11 protein-coding genes are annotated in these 12,853 nt (G+C 68.6%); 5 read left to right on the plus strand and 6 right to left on the minus strand.

Annotated elements, in window-relative coordinates; translation table 11 throughout:
• Positions 1–116: 116 nt before the first annotated feature.
• Entirely contained in the window at positions 117–1,343 is a 1,227-nt protein-coding gene (locus J3S89_RS19375; protein ID WP_217929797.1) for an argininosuccinate synthase, read from the plus strand.
• A gap of 73 nt (positions 1,344–1,416) precedes the next feature.
• Here J3S89_RS19375 and J3S89_RS19380 read toward each other — a convergent pair whose 3' ends face one another.
• A complete protein-coding gene (locus J3S89_RS19380; protein ID WP_230489141.1) occupies positions 1,417–2,613 on the minus strand; it encodes a multidrug effflux MFS transporter in 1,197 nt (398 codons plus the stop codon).
• Entirely contained in the window at positions 2,610–3,062 is a 453-nt protein-coding gene (locus J3S89_RS19385; RefSeq protein WP_217929799.1) for a MarR family winged helix-turn-helix transcriptional regulator, read from the minus strand. Before J3S89_RS19385 ends, J3S89_RS19380 begins: the two co-directional genes overlap by 4 nt.
• 240 nt (positions 3,063–3,302) lie before the next feature.
• Here J3S89_RS19385 and typA point away from each other — a divergent pair, with 240 nt between their 5' ends.
• The 4 genes from typA to J3S89_RS19405 all read left to right on the plus strand — a co-directional run bounded on the left by typA (position 3,303) and on the right by J3S89_RS19405 (position 7,689).
• Positions 3,303–5,120, plus strand: coding sequence for a translational GTPase TypA (typA, locus tag J3S89_RS19390; RefSeq protein WP_217929807.1), 1,818 nt, complete (start codon positions 3,303–3,305; stop codon positions 5,118–5,120).
• A 235-nt stretch (positions 5,121–5,355) separates the two neighbouring features.
• Complete coding sequence (locus J3S89_RS19395; protein ID WP_217929809.1) at positions 5,356–5,655, plus strand: FeoA family protein; 300 nt, start codon at positions 5,356–5,358, stop codon at positions 5,653–5,655.
• A 4-nt stretch (positions 5,656–5,659) separates the two neighbouring features.
• A complete protein-coding gene (feoB, locus tag J3S89_RS19400) occupies positions 5,660–7,525 on the plus strand; it encodes a ferrous iron transport protein B (protein ID WP_217929811.1) in 1,866 nt (621 codons plus the stop codon).
• Positions 7,522–7,689: a hypothetical protein gene (locus J3S89_RS19405; protein WP_217929813.1), complete on the plus strand. Its 168-nt coding sequence runs from the start codon at positions 7,522–7,524 to the stop codon at positions 7,687–7,689. The genes feoB and J3S89_RS19405 overlap by 4 nt, the downstream gene beginning before the upstream one ends.
• A gap of 28 nt (positions 7,690–7,717) precedes the next feature.
• Here J3S89_RS19405 and thpR read toward each other — a convergent pair whose 3' ends face one another.
• From thpR to J3S89_RS19425, 4 genes are all read right to left on the minus strand, one after another.
• Positions 7,718–8,338 carry an RNA 2',3'-cyclic phosphodiesterase gene (thpR, locus tag J3S89_RS19410; protein ID WP_217929823.1) on the minus strand — a complete coding sequence of 207 codons (621 nt, stop codon included), beginning with the start codon at positions 8,336–8,338 and terminating at the stop codon, positions 7,718–7,720.
• 204 nt (positions 8,339–8,542) lie between these two features.
• Positions 8,543–9,346, minus strand: coding sequence for an exodeoxyribonuclease III (locus tag J3S89_RS19415; RefSeq protein WP_217929829.1), 804 nt, complete (start codon positions 9,344–9,346; stop codon positions 8,543–8,545).
• Positions 9,347–9,387: 41 nt separating this feature from the next.
• Complete coding sequence (locus J3S89_RS19420; RefSeq protein WP_230489142.1) at positions 9,388–10,068, minus strand: outer-membrane lipoprotein carrier protein LolA; 681 nt, start codon at positions 10,066–10,068, stop codon at positions 9,388–9,390.
• Positions 10,069–10,180: 112 nt separating this feature from the next.
• Positions 10,181–12,853, minus strand: coding sequence for a DNA translocase FtsK (locus J3S89_RS19425; protein ID WP_217929838.1), 2,673 nt, complete (start codon positions 12,851–12,853; stop codon positions 10,181–10,183).

Genomic DNA, 12,853 nt, shown 5'->3' on the forward strand with positions numbered 1-12,853 from the left:
GGTCGCGTTCGGGCATGGCGGGTCGGCCCTCGTCCGGTCTTGCGCCGAAGCGCGTTCCGGCTAGAGTGCCGGCCGAATTTCGCCCTTTCGCTCAAGCAATCCAGAGGACCGTCCGAATGGCCGTGGAGAACGTCAAGAAGGTGGTGTTGGCCTATTCCGGTGGCCTCGACACCTCGATCATCCTGAAGTGGCTGCAGGTGACCTACGGCTGCGAAGTCGTCACCTTCACCGCCGACCTCGGTCAGGGCGAGGAGCTGGAGCCGGCGCGCAAGAAGGCCGAGATGCTCGGCATCAAGGAGATCTTCATCGACGATCTGCGCGAGGAGTTCGTTCGGGACTACGTCTTCCCGATGTTCCGCGCCAATGCCGAATACGAGGGCCTCTACCTGCTCGGCACCTCGATCGCGCGGCCGCTGATCGCCAAGCGCCAGATCGAGATCGCGCGCGCCGTCGGCGCCGACGCGGTCTGCCACGGCGCCACCGGCAAGGGCAACGATCAGGTCCGCTTCGAGCTCGGCTATTATGCGCTGGAGCCCGACATCAAGGTGATCGCGCCGTGGCGCGAGTGGGACTTCAAGTCGCGCGAGGCCCTGATCGACTTCGCCGAGAAGCATCAGATCCCGATCGCCAAGGACAAGCGTGGCGAGGCGCCGTTCTCGGTCGACGCCAACCTCCTGCACTCCTCCTCGGAGGGCAAGTTGCTCGAGGATCCGTGGATCGAGCCGCCGGAATACGTCCACATGCGGACGATCTCGCCCAAGGACGCGCCGGACGTGGCGACCGAGATCACCGTCACCTTCGAGAAGGGCGACGCGGTCGCCATCGACGGCGTGGCGATGAGCCCGGCGACGCTGCTCACCAAGCTCAACGAACTCGGCCGCGACAACGGCATCGGCCGGCTCGATCTGGTCGAGAACCGCTTCGTCGGCATGAAGTCGCGCGGCGTCTACGAGACCCCCGGCGGCACCATCCTGCTGCAGGCGCATCGCGGCATCGAATCGATCACGCTCGATCGCGGCGCGGCCCATCTCAAGGACGAGCTGATGCCGCGCTACGCGGAGCTGGTCTACAACGGCATGTGGTTCTCGCCCGAGCGCGAGATGCTGCAGGCGCTGATCGACAAGAGCCAGGAAGCCGTCACCGGCGACGTCCGGCTCGAGCTCTACAAGGGCAACGTCCGCGTCACCGGCCGCCGTTCGCCCTATTCGCTCTACGACCAGGAGCTGGTCACCTTCGAGGAAGGCAAGGTCGCCTACGACCATCGCGACGCCGCCGGCTTCATCAAGCTCAACGCGCTGCGCCTGCGCACGCTCGGCCGTCGCAAGAACCGCATGGGCGTGTGAGCGCATCCTCCGCGACGATGTTCGAGAGGGCGGCGATCCCGACGGGGTCCCGCCCTCTTCGTTTCTCCGTCTCTCAGCGGCGCGGGACGAAGAGGAAGGTGGCCAGCGCGAGAGCCTGCATGGCCGGGAACACCACCTGGAGCGCGATCACCGGGTCGACGAAGAGGGCGCCGAGGAGACCGCCGAGAAAGCCCGATCCCATCTGCACGAAGCCGAGCAGCGAGGAGGCCGATCCCGCCACCTTGGGGAAGGGCGCGAGGACGGCGGTGGTCAGCGCCGGGATGACCAGGGCGATCGAAAAGGCATAGACGGCGATCGGCGCCATCACCGTCGCCCAACTCGGATCGACCACGTGTTCGAGCAGGAGCGTTCCGCAGGCGCCGACGGCGGCGACGGCGAGGCCGGGCAGGACCAGCCGCTCGGCGCCGATCCGGTTCATCAGCTTGCGGGCGGTGAGGCCGCCGAGGAAATAGGAGCCGGTCTGGGCGAGCATGCCGAGGCCGAACAGGGTCGGATCCATGCCGACGCGCCCGATCAGCACGAAGGGCAGCAGCGTGCCGAGCGCGTAGATCGAGCCGACCGAGACGCCGAGGGTCAGCGCCGGCCGCAGGAAGCGCGGATCGACGGCGAGGCCGGCATAGGTCGACATCACGCGGGTCGGACGGGCGAGGTCGCGGTCGGGCGCCCGATTGGTCTCCGGCAGGAAGATCTGCACCACGGCGACGGCGGCGACCGCGATCACCACCATCACCACGAAGATCGCCCGCCAGCCGGCGATCGACAGCACGACGCCGCCGAGCGTCGGGGCGATCGCCGGGCCGATCGACAGGACGATGCCGATGGCGTTCAGAACCCGCGCCGATTCCTGGCCGCTGAAGAGATCGCGGACGACGGCGCGCGACACCGAGATGCCGACGGCGGCGCCGATGCCCTGGAGGAGGCGGGCGGCGACGAGGATCTCGACGGTCGGGGCGAACAGGGCGGCGAGGCCGCCGAGGCCGTAGAGCGCGAGAAAGAGGAAGGTGATCGGCCGCCGCCCGAAGGCGTCGGAGAGGGGGCCGCAGACCAGCTGGGCGACGGCGAAACCGGCGAAATAGGCGGTCAACGTCGTCTTCACCATGGCCATCGTGGTGTCGAAGACGCCGACGAGGGTCGGCATGGCCGGCGTGTAGAGCGCCATGGAGATCGAGCCGAGCGCGGTCAGGAGCGCGCCGATGACGGCGGCGCGCGCGGTCGACATGCGCGGCGTGGGGGCGTCGGGCGTGGTCATCGACCGGCCTCCGGCAAGGCCACGAGATTGGCGCGGACCCGGATCAGGAGCCGGCGCAACGTCTCGATCTCCTCCGGCGTCGAGCCGAGCATGGGGGCGGCGCGCACCGTCTCGGAGACCTCGCGCATGCGGGCGAGCGTCGCCTCTCCGATCGGGGTCGGGAAGATCTGCTTGGCGCGGCGGTCGTCGGGATCGGCGCGGCGTTCGACCAGATCCTTGGCGACCAGGCGATCGAGATGGCCGACGAGCGTCATCGGCTCGATGTGGAGCCGCTCGGCCAATGCCGCCTGACGCAGGCCGGGATGACCGATCAGGGTGGAGAGGACCCGCATCTCGGCGGCGGTGAAGTCGAGGTCGGCGGCGCGCAGCGCGGCCTCGAGCCGCCGCCAGAACAGGCGGGCGACGTCGGAGAAGAGGAGGCCGATCGGCTCCTCCTGGGTCGGGGTCATGGGAGGGTCTCAATTCATTCGGGAAGCATAAAATAAGGGATCCATATCACTTGTCGAGTCGGTCGTTCTTTCGTCACGACGATGTGAGAGGTGAGGAGCCTTTCTCGCCGATCGTCCCTCGCGCTTGCGAAAAACGGCCGGAAAGGTTAGAGACGGCGCAATCCGTGAAGGTTCACAAGAGATACACGCGGGCGGGCGCGCGCAGAGCGCGCACGAACCCCGTAACCGGCAGGCGTTCCCATGAAGATCCGCAATATCGCCATCATCGCGCACGTCGACCACGGCAAGACCACGCTGGTCGACGAGCTCCTCAAGCAGTCCGGCACCTATCGCGAGAACCAGCGCGTGGCCGAGCGCGTGATGGACTCCAACGATCTCGAAAAGGAGCGCGGCATCACCATCCTGGCCAAGGCGACCTCGATCGTCTGGAAGGACACCCACATCAACATCGTCGACACGCCCGGCCACGCCGACTTCGGCGGCGAGGTGGAGCGCATCCTCAACATGGTGGACGGCGCGATCGTTCTCGTCGACGCCGCCGAGGGTCCGATGCCGCAGACCAAGTTCGTGGTCGGCAAGGCGCTGAAGGTCGGTCTCCGGCCGATCGTCGCGATCAATAAGGTCGACCGTCAGGACGCCCGCGCCCAGGACGTGGTCAACGAGGTGTTCGACCTCTTCGCCGCCCTCGACGCGACCGAGGACCAGCTCGACTTCCCGATCCTCTACGGTTCGGGCCGCAACGGCTGGATGGCCCATTCGCCGGAAGGTCCGCAGACCGACGGCATGAAGCCGCTGCTCGACCTCGTGCTCCAGCACGTGCCGGAGCCGACCGTCGAGGAAGGCCCGTTCCGCATGATCGGCACCATTCTCGAGGCCAATCCCTTCCTCGGGCGCATCGTCACCGGCCGCATCACCTCGGGCACGGTCAAGCCGAACCAGACCATCAAGGTCCTGCATCACGACGGCACCGTCCTCGAGACCGGCCGCGTCTCCAAGATCCTGGCCTTCCGTGGCCTCGAGCGTCAGCCGATCGATCTCGGCGAGGCGGGCGACATCGTCGCCATCGCCGGCCTGACCAAGGGCACCGTCGCCGACACGTTCTGCGATCTCTCGGTGACCGAGCCGATGGTCGCTCAGCCGATCGACCCGCCGACCGTGACCATGTCGTTCCTGGTCAACGACAGCCCGCTCGCCGGCACCGAGGGCGACAAGGTGACGAGCCGCGTCATCCGCGACCGTCTGCTCAAGGAGGCCGAGGGCAACGTCGCGCTGAAGATCGAGGAGTCGGCCGACAAGGATTCGTTCTACGTCTCCGGTCGCGGCGAGCTTCAGCTGGCGGTGCTGATCGAGACCATGCGTCGCGAGGGCTTCGAACTGGCCGTGTCGCGTCCGCGCGTGGTCATGCAGAAGGACGAGACGACCGGCGAGACGCTGGAGCCGATCGAGGAGGTCGTGATCGACGTCGACGAGGAGCATTCCGGCGTCGTCGTGCAGAAGATGGCCGAGCGCAAGGCCGACATGATCGAGATGCGGCCGTCCGGCGGCAATCGTCTGCGGCTCGTCTTCTATGCGCCGACCCGCGGCCTGATCGGCTATCAGTCGGAACTGCTGACCGACACCCGTGGCACCGCGATCATGAACCGGCTGTTCCACGCCTATGCGCCGCACAAGGGCGAGATCGCCGGCCGTCGCAACGGCGTGCTGATCTCCAACGATCAGGGCGAGTCGGTCGCCTACGCCATGTGGAAGCTGGAAGATCGCGGGCCGATGATGATCGACCCGGGCACCAAGGTCTATCGCGGCATGATCATCGGCGAGCACACCCGCGAGAACGATCTCGAGATCAACGTCCTCAAGGGCAAGCAGCTCACCAACATCCGCGCCGCCGGCAAGGACGAGGCGGTGAAGCTCACCCCGCCGATCCGTATGACGCTCGATCGCGCGCTCGCCTGGATCCAGGACGACGAGCTGATGGAAGTGACCCCGAAGTCGATCCGTCTGCGCAAGATCTATCTCGACCCGATCGAGCGCAAGCGTTTCGGCAAGTCCGGCGCCTGAGCCGGTCCGCTCCCGGCGCGTGCCGGCCGAGGTTCGACATCGATCGGGGCCGTCTCTCGCGAGGCGGCCCCGATTTCGTTCGCGGGCGCCACCGTCCCGCCGCTGTTCGGCGCGCAAATTGCTTGGGGTTCTCGAGGCTTGTCGGAACTCCGACAGGAGACCTGACGGAATCTACTTATTGCGAGTGCTTGTCACATTCGTTATCTCTGAAACAGTCGCCAACGGGATGCCGCCCATGATCCCCACCATCGAGCCCGCCACTCTGGATTCCTCCGTCGAGGTCCATCGTCTCGGCCGTCGCCCCAAGGGCTGGTCGGGTTGGGTCTCCGGGCTCGCGCCGTCGGGCGATCACTCGATCGCCTGGAGCGAATTGGAGCGGCGGCTCCTCGAGATGGGCATCGTCGAGGGCGCCCGGGTCGAGTTGATGCACGAGGGGCCGATCGGGCGCGATCCGATCGCCGTTCGGGTCGACGACACCACGGTCGCGCTCCGGCGGCGCGACGCCGACGTGATCCTCGTCACCGCGGCCGAGTGATCCCATGACCACCACGCATGTTCCGGAAATCGCGTTGGTGGGCTGCCCCAACGCGGGCAAGACGGCTTTGTTCAATGCCCTGACCGGCTCGCGCCAGAAGGTCGCCAACTACGCCGGCGTCACGGTCGAGCGCAAGGAAGGCGCCTTCGTCACGCCCGGGGGCAAGTCGGTGAAGGTGCTCGATCTGCCGGGAACCTATTCCTTGCGCGGTCGCAGCCCCGACGAGATCGTCACCCGCGACGTCGTGCTCGGACTGCAGAAGGGCGAGGCGATCCCCGACGCGGTGGTCTGTGTCGCGGATGCGACCAACCTGCGTCTGGTGCTGCGGCTCGTCATCGAGCTGATGTCGGTCGGCCGGCCGATGGTGCTGGCGCTCAACATGATGGATCAGGTCGAGAAGCAGGGCGGGCGCATCGACGCGGCGCGGCTCTCGGCCGAACTCGGCATTCCCGTCGTCCCGATCGTGGCGATCCGCAAGGGCGGCATCACCGAACTGCTGGAGGCGATCGACCGGATGCCGCTCGAGGCGGCGGATCCGCGTCCGCACGGCTGGCGCGAGCCGAACGCCGAGGAGATCCGGGCGACGCACGCGACCGCGACGCGGATCCTCAAGGACTGCGCCTTCCATCCCGGCGACGAGAAGCTGACGCGCCGGCTCGACGCGGTGCTGCTGCATCCGGTCTGGGGCGTACTGGTGTTGCTGGCGGTGCTGTTCCTGATGTTCCAGGCGGTGTTCACCTGGGCGGCGCCGGCGATGGACGCGATCGAGGCGATGATCAACGGCCTCGGCCGGATGGTCGGCGAGGTTCTGCCGGACGGCATGCTGCGCAGTCTGATCGTCGACGGCGTGATCGCCGGCGTCGGGGCGGTGCTGGTGTTCCTGCCGCAGATCGTCATCCTGTTCTTCTTCATCATCCTGCTCGAGGATTTCGGCTACATGGCGCGGGCGGCGTTCCTGATGGATCGCCTGATGGCCGGCACGGGTCTCCACGGCCGCGCCTTCATCCCGCTGCTCTCCTCCTTCGCCTGCGCCATTCCCGGCATCATGGCGGCGCGGGTGATCGAGAATCGGCGCGACCGGATCGCCACCATCATGGTGGCGCCGCTGATGACCTGTTCGGCGCGGCTTCCGGTCTATACGCTGATCATCGCCGCCTTCATTCCCGAGGAGGCGCGGGTCTTCGGGTTCGGCCTGCAGGGGCTGACGATGTTCGCGCTGTTCGCGACCGGCATCGTCTCGGCGCTCCTGGTCGCCTTCGTCATGAAGAAGCTGATCTGGAAGGAAGAGCCCGAGCCCTTCATCATGGAGCTGCCGGACTACAAATGGCCGGTGCCGCGCAACGTGGCGATCGGTCTGTGGATCCGCGCCGGCGCGTTCCTGCGTCGGGCCGGTACGATCATCCTGGCGATCATGATCCTGATCTGGTTCCTGTCGAGCTTCCCGGCGCCGCCCGACGGGGCGACGGGGCCGGCGATCGACTGGTCCTGGGCGGGGCGGCTCGGCCATTTCCTCGAGCCGTTGTTCGCGCCGATCGGCTTCAATTGGCAGATCGTGCTGGCGCTGATCCCGGGCATGGCGGCGCGCGAGGTCGCGGTCGGCGTGCTCGGCACGGTCTACGCCCTGTCGGCGACCGGCGACGAGGTCGGCGAGGCCTTGAAGCCGATCCTCACCGCGCAATGGCCCCTGTCGACGGCGCTGTCGTTCCTGGTCTGGTACGTGTTCGCGCCGCAATGCGCGTCCACTCTGGCGGTGGTCCGGCGCGAGACCAATTCATGGATTTGGCCCGCGGTCCAATTCGCCTATATGGGGACGCTCGCCTATGCGGCGTCCTTCGCGACCTATCACCTGGTGGAGGCCCTCACGCGATGAACGAAACCGTCATCGTCCTTGGCGTCGTGCTCGGCGCCGCGATCTTCGTCGTCTGGCGGTTCCTGCCGGCGAGCCTCAAGGCGCGGGTGGCGCCGACGAGCGGCTCGTCGTGCTCGTCGGGCGCCTGCGGTTCCAAGAACTGCGGCGACGGCGGCTGTCACTGACGGCCGCGACGAAAGCCTCCCTGCCCGATCACGCCGGTGTGCCGGCGAAGCGGGGATGGAGACGCGCGGCGATCGGCGCGACCCGGCGCAGGCCGGTGGGCGCGACCGAGCGTCCCTCGATCAGCGGCCACTCGCCCTCGATCACATAGGGACCGCCGCCGCGCGAGGCCTTCGACGAATAGAGCACGAAGCGCTCCGGGGTCCAGGTGGTGCCGGAGAAGCCGCCGCGCAGCGCCAGCCACGCCGCCACCGCGTCGTGAGAGACGCCCTTGCAGCGGGCGATCGTCACATGCGGGGTGAACCGGCGCGGCTCGGCGGGAAGGCCGAGGCGCTGGCAGATGCGTTCGTGCTCGGCCTGAAGCTCGATCAGCGCCGGCGAGGGCGCGACCTTGGCGACCAGCGAATGGGGCTGTTTGCCGCCGAAGGCCATGATGCCTTCGATCCGGACCGGAAAACGCGGGCGGCGGATGCGGGAGAGTTCCTCGGCGACGTCGTCGGCGGTGCGTTCGTCGACGTCGCCGATGAAGCGCAGGGTGACGTGGTAGTTCTCCACGTCGATCCATTTGGCACCGGAAAGGCCGCCCCTCAGGAAGGACAGCGAGAGCCCGAGATCTTCGGGAACCTCGAGACCGGTGAAGAGGCGCGGCATCGTCGGTTCCTCCGGTCGTGTCCCGGGGGGAGCGGCGGCGCCGATCCTCGCCGGGCTGGCGGCGCGGTCGAATCGCTCGCCGCGATGCCTCGATGGAAATCCTAACGTCTTCGCGCTGCACATCAAGTGAGCGAAAAGATCAGCCGCCTCAGGAACGGGCAACCGTTGCCCGAATGCCGCAGACCGAGGGGCGCGCGACCGGCGTCACGCCTCGAAACGGGCGATCACCGGAACGTGATCCGACGGGCGGTCCCAGCCGCGCGCCTCGCGCAGCACCTCGATGCCGCCGAGGCGGTCCTCGAAATGGGGCGAGGCCCAGACGTGATCGAGGCGACGTCCCTTGTCGGCCTTGGACCAGTCGGCGGCGCGATAGCTCCACCACGTATAGAGCTTCTCCGGCACCGGGATCGCCCGGCGCATGACGTCGATCCAGGCGCCGCCGGCGCGGATCGCCTCGAAGGTCTCGGTCTCCACCGGCGTGTGCGAGACGACCTTGAGCAGCGCCTTGTGCGACCAGACGTCCTCGACGAGCGGGGCGATGTTGAGATCGCCGACGACGATCGAGGGCGTCGCCGCCGGGGTCGTGCCGAGCCAGGCCTTCAACTCGTCGAGGAAGGCGAGCTTGTGGGCGAACTTGTCGTTCACCACCGGATCGGGCTCGTCGCCGCCGGCGGGGATGTAGAAGTCGTGCAGGGTCACCGGGCCGGAGGCGCAGTCGAGCGTCACGGCGAGGTGGCGGGCGTCGCCCTTCTCGCAGAACTCGCGCTTGTCCACGGACAGGAACGGGATCTTCGAGAGGATCGCGACGCCGTGGTAGCCCTTCTGGCCGTTGATCGCGACGTGGTCCCAACCGAGCTTCCTGAAGGCGGCGGTGGGGAAGCTCCCGTCCGGGCACTTGGTCTCCTGGAGACAGAGCACGTCGGGCGCCCACCGCTCGAGCAGGTGCTCGACGAGGGGCTGGCGCAGGCGCACCGAATTGATGTTCCAGGTGGCGATCGACAGGGCCATGAAGGTCTCTCGGACACGCGCGGACGCGTGCGAGGCGACCGTCAACGGATGATGGTGCGATCGATCTTGAAGAGCTTCTCGTCGACCGGCTGATTCGGCGTGACGTTGTAGATCGCCACGGCCGTATCGTAGCCCTGGGCGTCGGTCACCGTCCACTGACGCAGGTCGTTCGACTTGCGATCGAACACCATGGTGAGGCGGCCGTCGCCGAAGACGGTCGACTGCTCCAGCACCACCGAGATCAGATCGGGCTCGAGGCTGACCGAGGTGACGTTGGCCTCCGAGGTCAGGTCGATGTGATCGGCGAGCAGGAAGCGCAGCGGCGTCTTCGACAACGGATAGAGATCCTGCGTCTGCTGCTTGATGTTGCGGACGATCACGTCGATGCCGTCGGAGATGATGTCGAGGTTCGACGGCTTGGCGTAGATGAAGCGGATCTTGCCGGGCCGCATCATGTAGAACTCGCCCTCGGCCTTGTCGCCGTCGGGGCCGAACTGCACGAATTCGCCGGACATGGTGCGGATCGCGTTGAAATAGCGATTGATCGAGGCGAGCGCGTCGCGCTGCTGCGGGGTCAGGCCGCCGGGCTTGACGCCGGCGCCGGGGGTCGCCGGGCGGGTCGGGCCCTTGGCCTGGGCGAGGGCCAGCGTCGGCAGGGCGGCGGCGCAGAGGCCGGCGAGCGACAGGCCGAGGGCGGCGCGGCGGGTCGGAAGACGGGTCATCGGCATCGGGCGGGTCCTCGGGGGGCGGTGGCGTCGCGATGGCGCGGGGGCCGCGACGCGGGTTCGGTTCGGGCGTGATCCTGGCGAAGGACCATGGCGGAACTCGGGACGCTCAATCGGGTTCTCCGACCAGGATCTCACGTTTGCCGGCATGGTTGGCGGGACCGACCAGACCTTCCTTCTCCATCCGCTCGATCAACGAGGCGGCGCGGTTGTAGCCGATCTGCAGGCGGCGCTGGATGTAGGAGGTGGAGGCCTTCTTGTCGCGCAGCACCAGGGCGACGGCGCGATCGTAGAGATCGGCCGATTCCTCGACCCCGCCGGCCTCGGCGTCCGGGTTCGCCTCGTCGTCGTCGGCGGTGATCGCCTCGAGATATTGCGGGGCGCCCTGGCGCTTCAGGTGGGCGACGATCTTCTCGACCTCGTCGTCGGAGACGAAGGGGCCGTGGACGCGCTGGATGCGGCCACCGCCGGCCATGAACAGCATGTCGCCCTGGCCGAGCAACTGTTCGGCGCCCTGCTCGCCGAGGATGGTGCGGCTGTCGATCTTCGAGGTCACCTGGAAGGAGATGCGGGTCGGGAAGTTGGCCTTGATGGTGCCGGTGATGACGTCGACGGAGGGGCGCTGGGTCGCCATGACGATGTGGATGCCGGCGGCACGGGCCATCTGGGCGAGGCGCTGGATGGCGCCCTCGATCTCCTTGCCGGCGACCATCATCAGGTCGGCCATCTCGTCGACCACGACGACGATGAAGGGCAGCGGCTCGAGCGCCAGCTCCTCCTGCTCGAAGATCGGCTCGCCGGTGTGGCGGTGGAAGCCGGTCTGGACCTCGCGGGTCAGGACCTCGCCGCGGGCGTTCGCCTCGGCGACGCGGGCGTTGAAGCCGTCGATGTTGCGCACGCCGAGCTTCGACATCTTCCTGTAGCGGTCCTCCATCTCGCGGACCGTCCACTTGAGTGCCACCACGGCCTTCTTGGGGTCGGTGACGACGGGGGTCAGCAGGTGGGGGATGTTGTCGTAGACCGACAGTTCCAACATCTTCGGGTCGATCATGATCAGGCGGCACTGCTGCGGCGTCAGCCGGTAGAGCAGCGAGACGATCATGGTGTTGATCGCCACCGACTTGCCCGATCCGGTGGTGCCGGCGACGAGCAGATGCGGCATGCGGGCGAGGTCGGCGATGACGCTCTCGCCGCCGATGGTCTTGCCGAGGCAGAAGGCGAGCTTGGCCTTGGTCTGGTCGAACTCGCGGCTGGCGAGGAGCTCGCGCAGGAACACGGTCTCGCGGCGCTGGTTCGGCAGTTCGATGCCGATCACGTTGCGACCGGGCACCACGGCGACACGGGCCGAGACGGCGCTCATCGAACGGGCGATGTCGTCGGCGAGGCCGATGACGCGGGACGACTTCACGCCCGGCGCCGGTTCGAGCTCGTAGAGGGTGACGACCGGACCCGGGCGAACGTGATTGACTTCGCCCTTGATGCCGAAGTCGTCGAGCACGCCCTCGAGCATGCCGGCGTTGGATTCAAGCACGTCTTCCGACAGTTCCTTGTCGGGGCCGAGGCGCTTCGGCTCGGAGAGAAGCGACAGCGGCGGGAACTGATAGCCGTGCGCGGTCTCGACCACGTCGCCGCGCATGCCGACGTCGCGGGCGCCGGGCCGCGACGGGCTCGGCGGCTTGGCGGCCGGGGTGACGGCGACGCGGCGGTCGTCGACGCGGGCGGCGGGGCCGCGCGAGGGCGGATCGACGCGGACCGGCTCGGCGACGCGCTCGCTCGGCGGCGGGGGCGGCGGCGGCGGGCTCCACTGCTCCTCTTCCTCCTCGGGGGCGAAGGGGGGCTCGTAGCGATCCTGCCATTCGGGCTCGGCGACGGGCTCGGGCGCGGCGGCGACCCGGGCGGGGGCCGGCGGGCGCGAGAAGCCGGGCTCGACCCGGCTCGGGGCGACGCGGGCGCGCAGGCCGACCGAGGGGCGGGGCGGCTGGTCCCACTCGTCCTCTTCCTCCCAGCGACGGGCGGGCCGGCGGAACCGATCGAGGAGGCGGGCGAAGGAGAAGCCGTAGCGGCGATTGTCGAGCGTGTGCGAGCGGATCCCGACGAGGCGCAGGAGATTGGCGCGGGCGACCAGGACGCCGTGGTGGAGCATGGCGAAGGGCATCCAGCGATCGCGCGGCTCGTCGTCCCATTCCTCGCCGTCGTCCTCGTCCTCGGCGGCGGCGTCGTGGCCGACCCAGGCGAGGGCGCGCAGGTGGGCCCAGAGCGCGAGAGCGGCGAAGCCGAGCGCGGCGAGCCCGTGGGCGAAGTCGCCGCCGCCGAGCAGGCCGACCGGCAGACGCACCAGCATGTCGCCGGCGACACCGCCGAGGCCGACCGGGAGCGGCCAGCCGCCGCCGGTCGGGAGCGCGCCGAGCATGCCGGAGCCGGCGAGGAGGGCGACCGCCCACCAGGTGGCGAAGCGGCGATCGAAACCGCCGTCGTTGCCGGCGACGAGGCGCCAGCCGACCACCAGGAGCGGCGGGAGGGCGAGGGCGGCGGAGAGGCCGACCAACTGCATCGCCAGATCGGCGACGACGGCGCCGGTGTGGCCGAGCGCGTTGTGGACCGGGGCGCCGGTGGCGTTGGAGAGGCTCGGATCGGTCGCCGACCAGGTGGCGAGGCTCGCCGCGAGCGCGGCGACCACGGCGAAGGTGGCGAGACCGGCCAACCCGCGCAGATTGCGGGCGAGCACCTGTCGCATCTCGGTGTCGTGGCCGTAGGGGGCGGGGGCCGGGCGTGCCGAACGCAT

It is taken from the genome of Pinisolibacter aquiterrae (assembly GCF_019160155.1).
GTDB lineage: Bacteria > Pseudomonadota > Alphaproteobacteria > Rhizobiales > Ancalomicrobiaceae > Pinisolibacter > Pinisolibacter aquiterrae.